We start from the raw sequence: 19,246 nt of genomic DNA on the forward strand, positions 1-19,246 counted from the left end.
TATAAATAAGAGACAAAAAGGCCCTTTTCACCTATTTCTTCTCTCTGGTTAGACTTCTCCAAAGAAGAGGTATGTCAAACAAACAGCCTTGTTTCGCGCAAACTGTCATGATTATCGCTGCTTCGCTTACCATCCATCCGCAAGGGCTATAACAGAATAATCGACATAGAAAAGCCCCGAAGGATAACTGAACCACACTCCAAAAGTTGCTGAGAAGACCTTGTTGGTTCCGGTATAAAAAGGCTTTCCAAGTGATTAGTTATTCACTTCCCAAGCCGTTAGTTATTCACTTCAACAACCAATGAAAGTGTCCGTTTCTTGGTTATCAGGGCCTGTACAGGCACATGTTTCCCGTATTTTCAAATAAGCTATGGCTTACATTTGACGCGGAAAGCCTCATTAACCCACCTTTAGCTTTAAGGCTGTATCCTTTATGCGTTCACTATATCTCGTCTTCACTCAAACTACACAAGGTGTTTCCGAAAAAAGACGTACGTGTTTTTTAAAGCCTAAATGAATGCCCCATATAATAAAAATCGTATCTTTATCGCCAAAGATGGAAAAGAGCCATCTATATCCTATTAATCACTAAAACCTATAAACACTATGGGAAAATTTATCAACCCCTTCACCGATTTCGGCTTCAAGCACATATTCGGTAGGGAAATGGACAAGGACATACTAATCGAGTTCCTGAACGACCTCCTCGAAGGGGAGCATACGATCACGGAGCTGAGGATCATGAACAATGAGCGATTGCCCGAGACAGAGCAAGGAAGGAAGGTCATCTTCGATATCCATTGCGAGACCGACAAGGGCGAACGGATCATAATCGAGATGCAGAACAGGGAACAGCCCCACTTCAAGGACAGGGCCTTATACTACCTCTCGCACTCGGTGGTGGAACAGGGTATAAAGGGAACATGGGACTATGAGCTAGCGGCCGTGTACGGAGTATTCTTCTTGAACTTCACGCTGGACGAAGAGAACGGGTCAGACAAAAACGGGAAGGAGGGAAAATTCCGAAGGGACATCATATTGGCGGACCGGGAGACCGGACAGGTATTCAACCCCAAGTTCCGCCAAATCTATATTGAGCTTCCTCGATTCAACAAAGAGGAGGAAGAATGCGAGACAGATTTTGAACGTTGGATTTATGTACTAAAGCATATGGACACATTAGACAGAATGCCTTTCAAGGCACGCAAGGCCATATTCGAGCGGTTGGAACGCATCGGATCCATGGCGAACCTCACCCCCAAACAACGAGCGCAGTACGAGGCGGAGTGGAAGATGTATAATGATTATTATAACACCTTGGATTTCGCCGTTGAGAAAGGCATGAAAAAAGGGATGGAAGAAGGCATGGAAAAAGGATTACAAGAAGGATTGCAAGAGGGACTGCAAAAAGGACTGCAAAAAGGGAAAGAATCTACGGCACGTAATATGAAAGCCGAGGGAATAACCCCTCTTATCATCCAAAAATGCACCGGCCTTTCCCTTGAGGAAATAGAGCGACTATAAAACAAAATCCCTTCAGCCTCCATCCGTTTTTAACGTATAGTTATCAATGGGAGAGACTGAAGGGATTTTTTATATTTATAAACGATCTAAAAGCTACTCCTCACGCTGCTTCTTCCATTCCTCCGCACACTCTTCCAAGGCCTTATACCAAGCCTGGCCGAACTTACGGATCAAGGGCTCCTTGAGGAACTTATAAACCGGCAATTGCTCTTTCTTTCCTAAGATCTCCGCTGCCTTACAAACGCTCCAGCGATGATAGTTCACGGCCTTGAAATCCCGATACTGAGTGACACGTATCGGGTAAAGATGGCAAGAAACAGGCTTATAGAAATCTGTCTTACCTTCCCGGTATGCTTTCTCGATAGCGCATTTACAAGTACCATCGGCGTCGTAACAGGTAAAGACACAATCTTTGCCGTTCACGATAGAGGTAACCGTATCGCCTTCCTCATCGATATAAGCTACGCCTTGCTTATGAATGACCTCTTGAGCTTTCGGGGATAAATCATCCCAAATGATGGGTAATACTTTCTGGAGCTTCGCCAACTCCGAATCCTCTAATGGAGCGCCGGAATCTCCTTCCACGCAGCACTCCCCCTTACATTTGGAAAGATCACATAAAAAATAACGCTCAATAACGTCAAGACTTACTAAAGTGTCATCTATCTGGATCATAAGATGCGCCTAGCTCTTATTTAATCAATGACTTGCCAGTCATCTCCTTCGGCTGTTTCAAGCCCAAGATGTGAAGGATTGAAGGAGCCACATCGGCCAAGATACCATCCTCTACTTTAGCGTCCTTGTTGGCTGTCACATAAACGAATGGAACAGGGTTCAAGGAGTGAGCCGTATTCGGAGTGCCATCCTCGTTCAAGGCGTGATCCGCATTACCATGGTCAGCGATGATGATTACCTCATAGTCGTTGGCTTTAGCGGCCTCAACCGTATCGTGCAAGCAAGCGTCGATCGTTACGACCGCTTTCTCGATCGCTTTGTAGATACCCGTATGGCCTACCATATCACCGTTGGCGTAGTTCACTACGATGAAATCGAATTTCTTCGTATTGATAGCGTCCACCAATTTATCTTTCACCTCGAAAGCGCTCATTTCCGGTTTTAAGTCGTAAGTAGCCACTTTAGGAGAAGGGACCAAGATACGCTCCTCGCTATCGAACGGAGTCTCGCGGCCACCGTTGAAGAAGAAAGTCACGTGAGCGTATTTCTCTGTCTCGGCGATATGCAACTGAGTCTTACCTACGTTTGCCAAGAACTCACCCAGCGTATTATTTACGTTCTCTTTGTCGAACAAGATATGAACACCCTTGAAGCTAGCGTCATACGGAGTCATACAGAAATATTGCAAGCCCGGGATCGTATGCATACCAGCCTCCGGCATATCTTGCTGAGTCAATACAACCGTAAGCTCTTTCGCACGGTCGTTACGATAGTTGAAGAAGATCACGACATCGCCTTCCTCGATAACAGCAACCGGCTTTCCGTTCTCAGCGTGAACGATCGGCTTGATGAACTCGTCCGTTACACCCTCGGCATACGACTCTTCCATCGCTTTTACCATGCACTCGGCTTGCTTACCCTTACCTTCGACCAATAAGTCGTAAGCCTCTTTCACACGTTCCCAACGTTTGTCACGGTCCATAGCGTAATAACGTCCGATGATAGAAGCGATCTTACCGCCGGTAGTCTTCAGATGATTCTCCAACGTCTCGATAAAGCCTTTACCACTCTTAGGGTCCGTATCACGGCCATCCATGAAGCAATGTACATAAGCCTTGCTGATTCCGTATTCCTTGGCGATATCCGTCAGTTTCATTAAATGCTCCAAAGAGCTATGCACGCCACCATCAGAAACCAAGCCCATGAAGTGGATCTGCTTATTATTCTCTTTCGCGTAGCTATAAGCACGTTTGATCTCCGGGTTCTCCATGATCGTATTCTCGCGGCAAGCGATGTTGATCTTCACCAAATCTTGGTAAACGATACGGCCAGCACCGATGTTCAAGTGGCCCACCTCAGAGTTACCCATTTGTCCGTCAGGCAAACCAACGTTCTCGCCAGAAGCCTGTAACTGTGAGGCTGGATAAGTTTTCAATAACTCGTCCCAATATGGAGTCGGCGTGTTAAAGATCACGTCGTCTTTACCTTTGTCACCAATTCCCCAACCATCACAGATAATTAAAAGTGCTTTTTTGCTCATGATTGCTAATTTATTATATTGATTATGTTTTTAACCTTTACGATCGCGAAGATAATCAATTCCATCGTATTATTGTTTCTCTCAATGTATTACTTTTGTGGCAGGAATGGAAAAGAATATACAAGACAAGGATTTGGGAGTCATAACGCTCCGTACCACTCCCCGGGCCACTCGATACACGCTCAAGATATCAAAAGGAAAGATAACCGCCACGATGCCACCCGGGGGAGACGAGAAACGTATGATCGCTTTTATCATGGAGAACAAAGCCCGGCTGATAAAAGCGCTCCAGAAGCATCCGGCCCGGCCCCTGCTCGACGAAAGATCGGAGTTACAGGCTACGACATTCCGCTTGCATATCTTCCGCACCGAGCGAAGTAATTTCTACATGAGATTGGAGGATGGAGTACTGCATATCGCTTGTCCGAATGAGACTCGTTTCGAGGAGGAAGAGGTGCAATCCTTACTGAAATCCATGCTGGAGAAGGCGCTCCGCCACGAGGCGAAACGGTTGTTGCCGGAACGTATCACGCTATTGGCAAGGCAACATGGATTTATGTTGACCGGGGTGAAAATCAATAATAGCAAAACGCATTGGGGAAGTTGTACAATGAAGAAGAGCATTAATCTCTCGCAATCATTAATGCTTCTTCCTTGGCATTTGGTGAATTATGTATTATTGCATGAGCTTTGCCATACGATAGAGATGAACCATAGCGAAAGGTTCTGGAAACTGATGGATAAGGTGACGGACAATCAAGCGATTCGTTTACGAAATGAGTTGAAAAGTTATCATATGTTGTAGAGACGGGGGATGAGACGGAGCACGCTCCGTCTCTACAACCGGGTGAATTGTCAGAAATTGGCTCCTACTTGCAGAATGAAAGTCCGGGGTGCGCCGACATCCATCGGACGGGCGCTATAGCGCTTGTTTAAGAGGTTGTTCACCAGTCCTTGTACATGGATATTCTTCGTCACTTTCATCCCGACACGCATATCCATGACGAAATATCCTTTATTGTTCTCTGCCCAATAATCATGTAAGTTTCCGAATAGCATCGAACGCATATAATCCATCAGGTTAGGCTCCGCTTTCGTACGCTCATCGACCATAAAATAATCGACCGCCAATGTCTTGCTTTTCCATGACATATTCGTTCCGATATTAAACCGTTTCCATTCCAGATCAAATACCCCCTTTACGGAATGTTTCTGGCGATATTTTAAATACTTGCTGTCATTCGATTTCGAACGCATCGCCATTAAGTCATCATTCGCTTCCTCCTCCGCATTCCGTGAATCCACGTCCATATCGATCGGATTCGTATAAACATACCCCAAAGTATATGCCAGACGAGTATCACGGTTAAACTCATACACACCCGAGGTAGACAAGTCTACCCCATAAATCTCCGCCCGGCCTACGTTCGTGAACTGAGCGCCGATTCCTAAGCCGTCGCCGCTAGAGAACGCATTGAACAACTTGGAAAGCCCATCGATATAATCGAAGGTCTTATTATTAAACAGGCCGAAACGGAACTCGATCATATCCTTGTAACGGGTATAAAAGCCGGCCACATCGATAAAGCCCTTCAAATTGCCGAACTTATAGCCTTGCTTGAAACCAAGTTCGGCATTATAACCTTGCTCCGCTTTCAATTCAGCGTTCGGGAAAGCTCCCACACCTCCGATATCCTTCAGGATAAACTTCTCCGTAACGGATGGATAACGGTATCCCTGTCCGAAAGATGCCCGGATAAAACTATACTCACCCAACTCATAATTCAAGCCTCCACGGAAAACAGGTTTTACCGGAACCTTCGCCCCGAAAATCTTCGTCTCCGCTTCCCGGTAGAAATCATCGACCCGGTAATACTCCAGACGAACACCGACCGAGACGTTCAAACGATCAATAAACTTATGATCATATTGCAGGAAGGTAGCCACATTATCGCTACTATGCTGCCCGGTCACTTTCGAATCCGCATGAATACGCTCATAAGTACCTCCAACCGTGAGTTGTGAATGTTCGAACTTCTTGCTGAATTGGTAATCCAGATTATAGGAATAGGTATGATCCGTAGCCTCCGGCGCTTTTTTCTCCATCGGTTTCATGGCATCTACCAACCAAGCCCCTACGTTATTCTTATCGGGTAGCGGAGTACGTCCCATCACCCAAGAAATCAAGTCCATATAATCCGCCGAGGTAGCTGTCGGGAAAAAATGATTTCCCAGCTTGCCCAATTCACCCATCAATCCGCTCACCTTCCCGTTCATCACCTCCGGCAAATACGGTAAGAAGGTCGGCAATAACTCGGTTTGCCAGTTTTGCGCCATATTGATAATCTCCGGAACAGATGAGATATCAAAACCCATATTATTCGTTATGTCAAAAAGAGACTTATCCGTGGTATGCGTGATGATACGGCTTCCCCGATGGAAGAAACGCCCCTTGAAACGATGAGTCGTCCCTTTTTCCGAATTCGTATAATTCAAGAAGGGATCTATATAAAATGTATTCTCACGGCGTCCCATATTCGCCAGCGGAGATTGAATATAGGGCTCCTCCGGAGAACGCCAGATAAAGAAACCGGTATAATCGTTATACAAATAATTCACGTTCACGCCATAGTTCAACCCTTGTACCCGGGGATCGTGATACGTAAGATTCCCACCGACCCGGACACGGCGATTGTAATTATCCTGCCGATACCCGTCGTCCAAGAATGTATTAGCCCCCACTGTCAAATCAAAATTCTTGATCCTACAGGAATGAGAGAGATCCAAGCCTCCATATAAAGGCGTCCCGTCTTGGCGCGGCTTCCCATACAATCCTCCTTGTACGTTCACCTGTGTTACCGGATCCAATCCGGGGCGTTTCGTTTTCACGTGAATCAAACCATTCAAGGCAGAAGAGCCATATAATACGGAAGAGGCCCCTTTCAGTACCTCTACTTGATCGACGTTCTCCATCGGGATCATATTCCAGTTTATCTCGCCGGAACCCGGAGTTAGCACCGACATTCCGTCCACCAGAATCAAGCAACGGCTACCCACGCCATAGGTCCATCCCGTACCACCGCGTACGGAAGGTTGCCGGTCCGTTACGTCCACACCGGAGATATTCTTCAATACATCCGTTAAATCTTTCGGAGACTGACGAGTGATATCTTTCGCTTTCAGTAATTCCATAGAGACGGTAATATCGCTTAGTTTTTGCTCATAACGCCCGACGCTCACGACGACCTCGTCCATCATGTTTGAGTTTGTTCGCAAGGATACGTCATGCGTCAAGAACTCTCCCGGATCGACTTTCACGGGAACGCTCAACGTTTCATATCCCAGATAGCTAAAAGTCAATACAGCGTCGCCATCCGTCACTTTCAGCTCATAATAACCGTTTATATCAGACACAGTTCCTCTTGTACCCCCTTTGTCCTTATAAAAAACGTTTACCCCGGCTAAAGCTTCCTTGCTCTCCGCATCCTTAATATACCCTTTCACGTCTTGGCCGAAAGAGGCATGGGTTATCAAGAGAAGAAATAATATCAATTTGTAAGTATTCTTCATATCCAAATTATATTTCGCACAAATATAAAGGTTTATTCCATACCGCTAGACAGGTATTTAAAAACAGACCAAGAAGTCCTGTAAATAGACTATACTCTTTTTATTGCGCTAAGGAGAACCGTAAACTAATACCATAGTTCGAGTTCGATGTCGGGTAAGAAGATGTGGACACGATCGGCTCATTGATCTGTAAATCATAGAACGCTCTCAATGTCAGGGCACGACTTAATCCGTAATCCGCAGAGAACTGGATGGTCTTGGCGATATTCCCGCTGGTAGCCTGCGTAAACTGATCCTCTATCTTACGGATCAACGATTGCATTTTACGGTAAGAGAAATCTAAGCGGATCGTAAGATCATTACTGAAGTCCCGTGTCTTTTTCATTTTCAACACCTTGTTAAACTCAGTCAACTTATATCCTACTCCTATCACGAATTCGTTGGAAAGCGCTTCCACCAATTGGTAAGAGGAAATATTCAGGCTTAAGTTACGAGTCTTGCGCAACTCAAACTTACCGGTTATATTATTCAATAAAGTAGCGTCTACACCAAACAACGGGCTGAATCCTTCCGTGATACTCACGGCCGCTATATCATAAGGAGACGAGGGCGTAGGATTACCGGTTTGGATATCACGGATATATCCCAAACCATCCTGCCCGGCATCTACCCAATCCAAGAAGGAGGAAAACGCACCCACGCTATAGGAACAACGATATTGATGACTCAACATCATGTTCTTAAAGTATTTGCGGATAACCGGTATACGGATCAAGCCATCATACGTAACACGCCAGTTCGGTAGCAGGCTCTTAATGGACGGGAAGGCTGACAAGCCTACCTTATTCGGATCCTTACCCGTATAAGCCGCCAAGAAAGCAGGCACCAATACCTCCATGGAATTCAGACTTACACCTCCCCCTACGGCTGGATCATAAGGTTTTCCGGCTAAAGCATGCCCCGCCATAAAACCGGAACTCGGATAAACCGTACCGGAATATGTATCCGCCAAGCGCTGGGCGATCACGCTACGGTGAGCGATAAATTTATCGAACGCTTTCGAGGAATAACCGTTATTAGCGTTTCCGCTACCACCGAAAGCGCTACCCAAGGCAATCGTCGTCATCGTAAAGCTACCTCCCATCTGCTCGGGCATACCGTCTTGCATATAATAGATATCGGTACTACGGGTATCTACCCGGTTTGCGTTCAAATCAATCTTCAAGCCGGCTATAGGTTCTAGATTCGCACGGATCGTAAGATTCTTCGCGCTATTGATCATGGCGGGCGTCGTCATATTCTCATTCTTTACCAACCAGCCCCTCTCGTCCGCCTCGTCGATAAAGCTCCTTCTTACCGCTCCAAAAGCAAAACCGAGTCCCGGAGCCAAAGTTCCTGTACGCCGTTGTCCGAACATATCACCAACCTCCGGAGCGTAACCACTCAACATCATACCGTCTACCAACGAATATTGTATGTTTACCCGACGTACCATCATCAAGAAACGGCTACTATATTCAGCGACTTTTGTTAAGGTTCCCTCCAAAGGCTGAGGACCAGGCACAATTGTCAGCTTCAAATGAGCCGTATCTTTATTCAAGATCATGACTTGGGCATAATTGATCGGCTTATATTTAATTGAATAGACCTTCCCATCCGCTCCACGTGCCGTGATACGAACCTTCTTCGTAAACATTCCATGCTGCACGATCGTTCCACTATCCGGGCTCAATTGAATCTCTTTCTCTAGTTTCACCTCTTTCTTCTTTTTCTCCGGTTGACGAGCGCTTACCCGGGAAGAGGCCATAAATTTCTGGTTGATCTTCTTCAGATATTTATTCTTATTGTACAATGACTGCAAATTGAAACTACCCTGCCAGTCAAATTGACGTTGGTTCTTTATTATATTACCCTGTTCCAACTCAATACTAGCGACATTGGCTCCACGATCCCAGTTGTACGTGGCATTATAAGTCAATGAACTATTTACCCAGTCTAATGCCGGTATGAATTGCAATGGCATATTCCAAGTGACATTAAACGTTTGGTCATATTTCAAAGGAGTACCCAAATCACGGATACTTTGCTTCACGGAATCCTTCCATACCTGATAATCATCCGGATTCAATTTCTTATTCACTTGAACATCCGGTTCCTCGATGCGGGCATTCGTACCGGAAGTAAACGTCATGCTCAGATTATTCGTAAAGTCCCAACGCAAACTGAAGGCACGGTCCCACAAGAAATTGTGACTGAATGAGAGCAACTGGTTACCTCCATCCGTAGAACTTGTCAAATCCCTTAGCTTAATCTCATAGTAATTCCGCATCATCGCCGTCTGGAAACTAATATTCGACGGGACGTAATTCAGTCCGAATTGCTTGATATATTTCGTATATCCATTATTCTTCTTCAACTTCTCGAAGGGTCGGAACGGTTTCACGTAAGGCGTATAATTATAAGCGAAATTACCCCGGTAATCCTTGGTTGTCTCATATTCGGTCTCCGGATTCTTCTTACTGTTCTGGCTATAAGAGTAACCTAACGAGAAGTTAGCCGGATCATACGGCATCGGGTTCTTGCTACGGATATCTACCTTTACGTTATTGAAAGAGACGCTCTTAATAGTGGTCTGATCCAAAGAATAACTCTTGATGGAGTCTTTCTCGGCTTGGGTCTCTACCGCATCCAAAGCGTCCGAAAGCTTAATATCCTCATTCAACGGATCATACTCAGGAGTTGTAGTCTCTTTCGAATAAGCATAGTAAAAAGGTATGCTAACCTTTGCTTTCTCAGGGAACAACTTACCCAACTCAATCGAGGTCGCCACACTATATTGCGAATAATCATCCATCCGACGTTCGGCCAGCGACTGATCCAACGCACCAAAACCGGCGGTTTCCATTCGTCCACTTACATTGACCGTACCCAAATCGGATAAAGCGACGTTCAGATTCGCATTCGCAGCCCAACCGCCTTTCTCGTCAAAATCGGTCATACGAAGTTCGTTTACCCAGACCTCACCGCTCTTGATATCACCCGTATTATTACGTACGCCGATCATGATCACTTTCACCTCCGCTAAGCTAGGGTTACCGATGATACTGATTTTATTACGGGTATTATCCGGATCATTTTTCGAATAAACCTTTTGGTAGCTTATATTCCCCTGCCCTTGACGTTTCAATTTATTTCGCTCCAACTTCAAGTCGGTTAGAGTCTCCAGTTTAAAATTCAAGGTATTATTTAGAGGCCATACTTTTTCTTGATCCGCGCTATTGTTCGTATTATAAAGAATAGTACTATGGGGAGTCAGATCCAAAGGCACCTCATACTCATAATAATTATTCTTATAGTCAGAACCTAAACGAATAAATACAGAGAAATCACCATTCGACAAAGTCTTGCTCTCATCAATCGGCGCTTCCGCATGAGCGAACATTTGTAATCGTTTATACCGGCGAAGGTCATAAGCGGTAGATTTATAAACCGCACGTGCATCCGCAGGAGATAAATCCGTTATCTTCATAGACAATGCCTGCTCGTTCTGTTGAAGCAACTGAGGCTGACTGGAATCGAACATACGGCTGATACCCGGAGGCAACACATAGTTGACCGGCTGACGCTGCCCGTTCTCCTCTATATTTACAGAAGATACGACGATCTGTCCATCAGACTTTGGCGGAATAAGAGGATTTGACAAATCCTGCGTATAAGTACGCCAATCACCACGAACCAATTCCAAGGTACCGAAACGCAGAACCGTAGACTTACGGAATCCTGTCATATACATACGCATGAAACGGACTGTCTTGAAATCCCGGATCGCTCCAACCCTCTTCTCATAATCTTTAATAGGGATCTTAAATAGATACCATTTTACTTTCTCCTTATCACCATTCATTAAGGTTACTTCCGGAGTACGCTCATCGACAATATTGTTTACACCAACCTGTAAGTCTTTTGGGCGGAGAGATATCTTGTACTCAAAATATTTCTCTGTCTCATTCAACGTATTATCGCCATTAATATCTTCTACGTCCGGTGTACTCTTTCCGGCTGTAGCATATCTTTGATCGGATTCTTGTGAGTTTCCCTCTGTACCGTTATATCGTTTATAGCGAGATAAGATATCCAACTCCTTAGCATCGTAATCATCCCCACGGAAATAGTGATAATTATCCCCGGCAGGATCGTTAAAAGGAGAAAACGGATCATCCATCATCTTAGAGATTGTCTCGCCGGATAGTTTCGCCCTCAATTTATTCAAATAATCCGCATACGTAGGGAAAATTTGCTCTTCCTCCGTAGAAAGACCGTTCAAACCGACATCTTGCAGCTCACGATTTTGGGCATCAAACGCATATCCCGTACTTTGCGTGCGAGGCACCTTACCCCAAACAGTCGTATCAACTTTCGACATATCACCGTCCACAGGCATACCATTCTCAAAGAATTTCCGCTCATCTTTCAAGATATCCTCGGAAATCTCACCCAAGTTAAAGTATAGGTCACCACCCTCGGCTGTCTCGTCCTCAAGATACGGGTCTAAAAGCCAGAATTCGATATATTCATAATTGGCAGATTCCAAATCGCTAGGCTCGATCTTACGCATTACACCGCCCCAACGTTTTTCCGGATTACCCAACGTACCGTCCGAGTTTACATTTTCCGCATCTAGGTTATACGGACCACGCTCATTCGGGTAAAAAGCGAGGTTTAATACAGGCAAAGTCGTATTATCATTGGTTCCCAACTCTTTATTCGGGAAGATCTCTTTATAACTGACTCCACGGGTGTAATGATTCGATAAATCATCATTCGTAAGATGTCGAGGGCGGGAAGAGGAACTCTTCCGAGTGAAGATTCCGTCTACCGTATACCAAGCCAACAAAGCTCTGTTTTTACCATAAGCGATATCGTTCACCTTCTCCGCTTCCGGAAATTTAGGATTCGAATCTTCATAGGGGGTACTCGCCAAGTTCCAAGCATACGGGTTCAAAAGATCCATACCACTTTGTGTAGACTCGAAGTCATCCAAATAAGAGTAACCACCCGTATATTGATTCTCATAATGTCCCGCTATTAAATGAGCGAATTCCGCATTGAATGAGATTTGGCTAGGTTTGGTCAATGTCAACAAGGGTAACTTATCAAATACATTTGTCAACCACTGGCTCTCCGCTTTATAAGAGGTATTCAAGCCCCATAAAGTATTCTTTATAGACTCATCCCCCAAAGTGGTTTTTACCGTAAGAGGCATTTCCGACATATGCATAACCGTGGCACCGACCATGAAGTCCTTATTGAACTGGTAATTCAAGTCTAACCCGATCATCGTCTTTCGCTGCATATTAAAAGTAGACTGGTTCTCCAGAGATACGCTAACGGGTGTCCCACTCGATATGATGCTCTCATTCAAGATCGTCACACGTCCTAAACTGTAATCTACCGTATAATCCACATTCTCGGTCAGTGTAGCTCCTCCTGCCGTGACACGTACGGATCCACGGGCCACGTTAGTAGCTCCCAAGTCGATCTCCGAACCCGACGAGGCTTTATACTCACCACTTAAAAGAAATTTATTTTTCTCGGCGATCTGGCGGGCAACGGTTAATGTCGAGTCATACAACTCTTGGAATACATATTTACTGGCATAGGCATTACCTACCTTTTCCCGTAATTTCGAGCCGAAAGGTTGTACACAAGGGAATATAATCTTACCGGTCTCCGCCTGTATCGTATAACCGTCAATAAAATCGAAGAAACCATCCGGATTCGGATTGTCATAGGTATCCAAGCGATCCAGCCCTAATACCCGAATCAAGATTTGATTCGCACAATTACCTTCCGGAAGATAGTTTACATACGTACCGGTAGAATCGCTCTGGTAGGTAACGTTCAACTTAAACTTCTCTTTCTGCACCGAATAAGCACCCAATGAGTATACGTTCTTCATCATCAAGTCCCAGAACATCATATCCGGCGACATCGTGATACCCTTTAGCAACTTCACATAAATACAGTCGCTCGTATTCTCTTTATTATCCGTAGAGAACTCACCGACTTGATAGGTCTTGCCATTATAGATAAAACTAAAAGCGACACCCAATACCTCATCAGCCTGTAACTGAGTCCTCAAAGAAATATAACCCAATTTCTTGTTTAATGTATACTCAGATGACTCTAGCAAACGGGCACTCTCGATTTTTTCAAAATCCCGTCCTCCCTCCATGGAGCCTTTCAACGCATCATTAACCATACTTATCTTTCGGGCATCCGTAAATTGAGTGGTTAAAGTCGTATATAAATTGTTTGCGGAATTATTCGGACGTCTGTCCGTTCCGGAAGGCATCACCAACGCAGTATTACCGATATTACGAGATTCATTTTCTCCCAAATCGGTGAAAGCTACGATATTACGGGACTGGTCATAATTACCGCGTTTATTGGTTACCCACACTTCTATCTTAGAGATCTCTATACCGGAGGTGACGGTAGGCAAAGACTCCATAAACTTATCGTAGTTATCATAGAAATAATGGCCCAAGAAGAAGTGACGGTTCTCGTCGTATTCATCCACCTTGATCTCGAAGGGCTTCGTCTGCACGCCCCCTTTTGAGCTAACCGTCTTGGATTCAGATTCCTGCTGGGCAAACAAGGCGTTCACTCGCAACTTACCAAATTGTAAATCCGCTTTCATACCAAATAAAGCCGCACCTCCATTAATCAAGGAATTGCTGGTATTCATGCTCACGTTACCGGCTTCTAACGACTTGATAATCTCATCCTCCTCGCCTGTATACGCCAACTTCAATTTTTTGGAATCGAAATCAAAAGAGGTCTCGGTATTGTAATTCATTCCGAAATTCACCTTGCTACCCACCGAGGCTTGTACATTCAACTGCACACTCTCGTCAAAATTGAAGAAAGTACGTTTACGGGAACGCTCCGGAAGAGAAGGATCATTATTCTTATTCGTCTTCAATCCCATCGTGATCTCGGCCGAACCTTGTGTTCTTACACGTACTCCACCGGGGCCGAAAATACGTTCCGCCGCACCGATATTAAACTGCATATCGGTTAAGTTAAACTGTTTATTCGTAGCTTTTTGGAATTCTTCCTCGTTCTTTTGGCGGAAATAGGAACGAAGTGATTGTTGCATAGAATAATCTTGGTATTCCGCTGGGGTTAAACTCATCGGCGTACCAATCTCCATATCGCCTAATTTCGTACGAACAATATACGTATTCGTCTTTAAATCATACTCAATCGTAGTCTTGACATTCTCCGGATCACGCAAATCGGCAGGTGATTGTTTCACGATATCTTGATATTCCTCCGGTGTAGTTTTAGCTACCGGATAACGGGGAGGAATCGTATCCTCCGGAGCTTCCAGCAACTCCAATTCCGGCAAAGATGATGTATACGCAAGGTAATCAGCATTCAGCGAATACAAGCCGACACCAAACAATAATACAACGATCCATATGGAATATTTCAGTATTCGTTTTCTCATTTTCTCATTTAATTGTCAATTGTTAATCGTTAATCCTCAATTGTCAATTATCAAAGCATTCTAAGCGCAGTTTTAATTACTTGTTCCACAGCTAAAGTGGGCGAGCCTTTCAAAATAGCGGATACCGCTTTTTGCGAAGCCGCTTTCTGGAAACCCAACATAACCAATGCGGCTACGGCCTCCTCGGTTACCGCTCCATTAGAGATTGATGCCTCCGGCAAGTTTCCGGCCATACTCTCCATAGGTTTCACCTTATTTTTCAAATCTACCAAGATACGCTGGGCCGTCTTCAAACCAATCCCTTTCACGGCAGTCAATGCGGCCTCATTCTTCGAACCGATCACTTGAACCAATTCGGATGGCGGTAGAGAAGAAAGGATCATGCGTGCGGTATTCGGTCCCACGCCGGAAACGGAAGTAAGCAAAAGGAACAACTCCCTTTCGATTTTCTCGGCAAAGCCAAATAGTAAATGAGCATCTTCCCGGATTACCTCATATATATATATTTTTCCGGTAGTCTTGTTCCCAAACGCACTATATGTATTCAAGGATATATTCAGCTCGTAGCCTATACCACCACACTCCAAAATCATACGTGTAGGTGTAAGTTCCACGATTTCACCCTTTATATATTCTATCATCTATATATCTTTTTAATATTCCGTACCTATTATAACGCAAAATTAATCAAAAACGTATATCGGGTTACCATTCTTTTCCCGGATAAGGAACCTTAAAGGTTTCAAAACAACCCCGATCCTGCAATGTCACATAACATTGACGATGATCAGGTCCTCCAAATGTTAAGTTAGACGGCTGTTTTCCTGTCAATTGAATCTCTTCAACTAAATCTCCTTGCGGATTTAACAAAGCTATAGTACCCTTATCATAACGGCAAATATAAAGATTTCCTTTCTCGTCACACTTCATACCATCCATACCGTACCCCTCAAAAGTATGAAATAGACGTTTATTCCTTAAAGTACCATCCAGGCATATATCATATACCCAGACTTTTAATTGGGCAGATTCATTAACGTACAAGCGTTTACCATCCTCACTCACAGCGATGCCATTAGTCGTTCCCATATTCGTCTCCAATAAGGAGACTTTCGCATCCGGGGTAATCAACCAAAGTTGGCCTTTTTGATTCGGCCAATCCGGGTCACTCGCATACATATTTCCATTGGGGGCAAATACAATATCGTTTGGTTGATTCATCTTTGGCTCATGAGCGAATACGCTGATCTTCTTAGATTTCATATCCACTTTTAAGATATTATGCCCTGTATAATCCGCCACGTACATATTTCCGTCTTTCCCGAAGCGGATACTATTCCCGGTAGATCCTTCCGGCAAAACGAGAAAACAGCCATGGCTACCATCTGGGCGTACAATACCGATCGTCCCTTCTTTCTTATAATTTACGGCATATAAATTTCCTTCGCTATCTACAGCCGGACCTTCTATTCCGGAAGTAAATGTGTGCTCTGGCATCCAACCCGTTGCTTTCAATACATTCTGGGCATTTAAAGAAATCCCACAATACAGAATACCACACAGCAGACTAGCAATGACCTGTATACTTTTCATTTTCAATAATTTTACTGTTTCCAAAAACCGGGGACTAATATCGTTAATACCGTAAATATCTCCAGACGCCCTGTTAACATCAAAAAAGACAGAAACCATTTCGACACCGTGGGGACATCCGCAAAATTACTTACCGGACCAAGCGTTCCCAAGCCGGGCCCTACGTTACTTATAGCAGAAACAGCGGCACCAATCGCCTCCGAAAATCCCATCCCATCCAAAGATAAAGCCAAACAACTCACCACGATTAACGTAATATAAGCGAACACAAAAGCTAACACACGGTGTACGATATCACCAGATACGACATGTCCGTTCATTCGTACTGGAATCACCGCATGGGGATGTGTCTGTTTCTTAAATTCATTGGAGAGATTCTTCGTTAAAATAACGAAGCGTCCCATCTTCAAGCCACCGCAAGTAGATCCGGCGCATCCACAAATAAACATCAAGATCAATGCGATAAACCAGAAAAACGGTCCCCAAGGAATATAGTCATCCGTAGCGAATCCACAGGTAGAAACCAAGGTCACCACTTGGAAAGCCGCCTTACGGAACGCATTCTCTACATCCGAGGCGAATCCAAGGTACAAGATCCACACCATGACAACGATAATAGCACTTAAAACAAAAAAGAAAAACCAGCGGAACTCCTCATCTTTAATCAATTTCTTCACATTTCCATTAAAACAGAAATAAACCAATGTCATATTGGTAGCTCCGATAAACATGAAAATAGTTATTACATACTCTATATAAGAGGAATTCCAATAAGCGATACTTGCGTTTTTGGTTGAATATCCACCAGTAGATATAGCCGTGAACGCATGATTTACCGCATCATACAAATTCATCGGACCAGCCCATAAAAGGCCGACTAAAAAAAGTGTCAGAAAAACATACACCCCCCACAGGCGTTTAGCGACTTGCGTAATACGAGGACGAAAACGTTCATGGGTTATACCGGGCGTTTCGGCATCAAACATCTGCGAGGCACCACCTCCGAAAATAGGCATCAAAGCCACGGTGAATACGACCATACCGATACCTCCCTGCCACTGTGTAAGACTCCGCCAGAATAAGATACCTTTAGGCAACGCCTCTATATTCGTTAAAATAGTAGAGCCGGTAGTCGTAAATCCGGACATGGTCTCGAAAAAGGCATCGGTCACATTATCTATATATCCTCCAATATAGAATGGTAACATTCCAAATAAAGAGAATAAAATCCAAGTCAATGTCACGATCAACATTCCTTCCCGCCGGCCGGCCGAGTGTTCATTCGCCTTAAAGCCCATAGAGTAGAACAAAAAACCGGTCCCGAATAAGATTCCGCTTGAAATAAGAAGCGGATAGACATCACTCCCCCGATAAAGGAAGGCTACGACAGTAGCAGCCAGCATAAAAAAAGTCTCAAGGATGAACATCACCCCTAGCATCTTCACTATAAAACGTACGTTCAACATAACTATCAACTAGTTAAAGTAGTCCTCCAGCTTACGCATAGCCGTATCCAAGCAGAATACGACAACATGATCGTATGCCTGTATCTGAGTATCACCCTTGATCATCATAGGTTCACCGTCACGAATCAACCCACCGAGAGTCATATCTTTCGGCAGACGGAGATCCTTGACTTGTTTCTTGGTAATCTTTGAATCCGGTCGAGCCACCAACTCCGCTACATCCGCATTCGCAAAGGTCAAACATTTCACGTTAGAGACATCCGCATCCAGAAGAAATTGATAGATATGGCTGGCCGCTATCAGCTTTTTGTTGATAACCGAACCGATGTCCATACTTTCCGCCAATTGGATATAATCGATATTCTCAATCTTAGCGATTGTCTTAAACACACCTAAACGCTTAGCGGCCAGACATGCCAATATATTCGTGCTGGAATTTTCCGTCAAAGCTATAAAAGTCTGTGCATCCTTGATGCCTTCTTGCATCAACAAATCAGTATCACGGCCATCTCCGTTTATAATCAAGACATTACTAGGCACTACCTCAGCGATTCGATGACTTTTCTCTTTATTAGCCTCAATTACTTTTACCCGGATGTTATTAGGTAAATATTGGCAAGCACGGATAGCGATACGGCTTCCTCCCATAATAATAACCTTCTTTACTTCCGGATCTTTCTTTCCGGCCAGTAAGCGCACATCCTCTATATGAGATCGGGTCGTCGTAAAGAATACGATGTCACCAGACTCTATCCGGTCCGTACCACGGGGGATTATCGTCTCGTTCTTTCGCTTAATAGCGACAATATGATATAGCTTCTGCTCATTTAGCAATTCGGCCAATACCCGGTTCACCAAACGGGAATTATCCCGAACTTTAACACCTATCAGAATTAAAGCTCCACCAAACAGCTCCCAATATTGGCGTGTCCACGGACGGCGTACAGCTGTCACGATCTCCTTAGCCGCCAACATCTCAGGATAAATCATCGAGTTGATTCCCAGTTTCTCGAACAGCTCTTTATTTTTAGGCAATAAATATTCGTAATTATTGATTCGGGCCAACGTACGATGCGCTCCTAGATTATGAGCCAACATACAAGCCGTCACATTGGTAGTCTCCTCGGGAGTAACACTTACGAACAAGTCCGCTTTCTTGATCCCCGCCTCCTCCAAATCTCTAAGCGAGGTCGGATTCCCGACCATAGGGAGAATCTCCATGCTAGATTTTGAGAAATTCAGCCGTTCCTCATTCGGATCCATCAAAATGATGTCCTGATTCTCTTGAGATAACATTTTCGCTAAATGTGTACCTACTTCTCCCGCACCGGCTATGACAATTTTCATATTTTATTAATT

At 44.4% G+C, this 19,246-nt stretch carries 10 protein-coding genes; 2 read left to right on the forward strand and 8 right to left on the reverse strand.

Features of this window, described 5'->3' with window-relative positions:
* Positions 1-606 precede the first annotated feature (606 nt).
* Positions 607-1,524 (forward strand): Rpn family recombination-promoting nuclease/putative transposase, encoded by a 918-nt coding sequence (locus D7V92_RS19280; protein ID WP_121773555.1) that lies wholly within the window; start codon positions 607-609, stop codon positions 1,522-1,524.
* Positions 1,525-1,617: 93 nt separating this feature from the next.
* On the opposite strand, the gene D7V92_RS19285 is transcribed toward D7V92_RS19280, so the two are convergent.
* Both D7V92_RS19285 and gpmI read right to left on the reverse strand, forming a co-directional pair.
* Positions 1,618-2,199 carry a DUF3109 family protein gene (locus D7V92_RS19285; protein ID WP_005861059.1) on the reverse strand — a complete coding sequence of 194 codons (582 nt, stop codon included), beginning with the start codon at positions 2,197-2,199 and terminating at the stop codon, positions 1,618-1,620.
* Between the two features lie 16 nt (positions 2,200-2,215).
* Positions 2,216-3,739 (reverse strand): 2,3-bisphosphoglycerate-independent phosphoglycerate mutase, encoded by a 1,524-nt coding sequence (gene gpmI / locus D7V92_RS19290; RefSeq protein ID WP_121773556.1) that lies wholly within the window; start codon positions 3,737-3,739, stop codon positions 2,216-2,218.
* A 106-nt stretch (positions 3,740-3,845) separates the two neighbouring features.
* Here gpmI and D7V92_RS19295 point away from each other — a divergent pair, with 106 nt between their 5' ends.
* Positions 3,846-4,544, forward strand: coding sequence for a M48 family metallopeptidase (locus tag D7V92_RS19295; RefSeq protein WP_121773557.1), 699 nt, complete (start codon positions 3,846-3,848; stop codon positions 4,542-4,544).
* A 50-nt stretch (positions 4,545-4,594) separates the two neighbouring features.
* Here D7V92_RS19295 and D7V92_RS19300 read toward each other — a convergent pair whose 3' ends face one another.
* The 6 genes from D7V92_RS19300 to trkA all read right to left on the reverse strand — a co-directional run bounded on the left by D7V92_RS19300 (position 4,595) and on the right by trkA (position 19,234).
* Positions 4,595-7,309, reverse strand: a complete 2,715-nt coding sequence (locus tag D7V92_RS19300) for a TonB-dependent receptor (protein ID WP_121773558.1) — start codon at positions 7,307-7,309, stop codon at positions 4,595-4,597.
* A 100-nt stretch (positions 7,310-7,409) separates the two neighbouring features.
* Entirely contained in the window at positions 7,410-14,828 is a 7,419-nt protein-coding gene (sprA, locus tag D7V92_RS19305; RefSeq protein ID WP_121773559.1) for a cell surface protein SprA, read from the reverse strand.
* A 50-nt stretch (positions 14,829-14,878) separates the two neighbouring features.
* Positions 14,879-15,469 (reverse strand): Holliday junction branch migration protein RuvA, encoded by a 591-nt coding sequence (gene ruvA / locus D7V92_RS19310; protein ID WP_008773941.1) that lies wholly within the window; start codon positions 15,467-15,469, stop codon positions 14,879-14,881.
* A gap of 64 nt (positions 15,470-15,533) precedes the next feature.
* The gene (locus D7V92_RS19315) at positions 15,534-16,421 is read right to left on the reverse strand and encodes an SMP-30/gluconolactonase/LRE family protein (RefSeq protein WP_121773560.1); all 888 of its coding nucleotides are present in this window, start codon (positions 16,419-16,421) and stop codon (positions 15,534-15,536) included.
* A gap of 11 nt (positions 16,422-16,432) precedes the next feature.
* Positions 16,433-17,887, reverse strand: a complete 1,455-nt coding sequence (locus tag D7V92_RS19320; RefSeq protein ID WP_005861045.1) for a TrkH family potassium uptake protein — start codon at positions 17,885-17,887, stop codon at positions 16,433-16,435.
* A 9-nt stretch (positions 17,888-17,896) separates the two neighbouring features.
* Positions 17,897-19,234 (reverse strand): Trk system potassium transporter TrkA, encoded by a 1,338-nt coding sequence (gene trkA, locus D7V92_RS19325; protein ID WP_005861043.1) that lies wholly within the window; start codon positions 19,232-19,234, stop codon positions 17,897-17,899.
* Positions 19,235-19,246: the final 12 nt, after the last annotated feature.

This window comes from Parabacteroides sp. CH2-D42-20, from assembly GCF_003670185.1.
Taxonomy (GTDB): domain Bacteria; phylum Bacteroidota; class Bacteroidia; order Bacteroidales; family Tannerellaceae; genus Parabacteroides; species Parabacteroides distasonis.

Bases quoted from the DNA above. Each gene is read 5' to 3' on its own strand.
- D7V92_RS19280 (WP_121773555.1), top strand. From the start codon at position 607: ATGGGAAAATTTATCAACCCCTTCACCGATTTCGGCTTCAAGCACATA.
- D7V92_RS19285 (WP_005861059.1), bottom strand. From the start codon at position 2,199: ATGATCCAGATAGATGACACTTTAGTAAGTCTTGACGTTATTGAGCGT.
- gpmI (WP_121773556.1), bottom strand. From the start codon at position 3,739: ATGAGCAAAAAAGCACTTTTAATTATCTGTGATGGTTGGGGAATTGGT.
- D7V92_RS19295 (WP_121773557.1), top strand. From the start codon at position 3,846: ATGGAAAAGAATATACAAGACAAGGATTTGGGAGTCATAACGCTCCGT.
- D7V92_RS19300 (WP_121773558.1), bottom strand. From the start codon at position 7,309: ATGAAGAATACTTACAAATTGATATTATTTCTTCTCTTGATAACCCAT.
- sprA (WP_121773559.1), bottom strand. From the start codon at position 14,828: ATGAGAAAACGAATACTGAAATATTCCATATGGATCGTTGTATTATTG.
- ruvA (WP_008773941.1), bottom strand. From the start codon at position 15,469: ATGATAGAATATATAAAGGGTGAAATCGTGGAACTTACACCTACACGT.
- D7V92_RS19315 (WP_121773560.1), bottom strand. From the start codon at position 16,421: ATGAAAAGTATACAGGTCATTGCTAGTCTGCTGTGTGGTATTCTGTAT.
- D7V92_RS19320 (WP_005861045.1), bottom strand. From the start codon at position 17,887: ATGTTGAACGTACGTTTTATAGTGAAGATGCTAGGGGTGATGTTCATC.
- trkA (WP_005861043.1), bottom strand. From the start codon at position 19,234: ATGAAAATTGTCATAGCCGGTGCGGGAGAAGTAGGTACACATTTAGCG.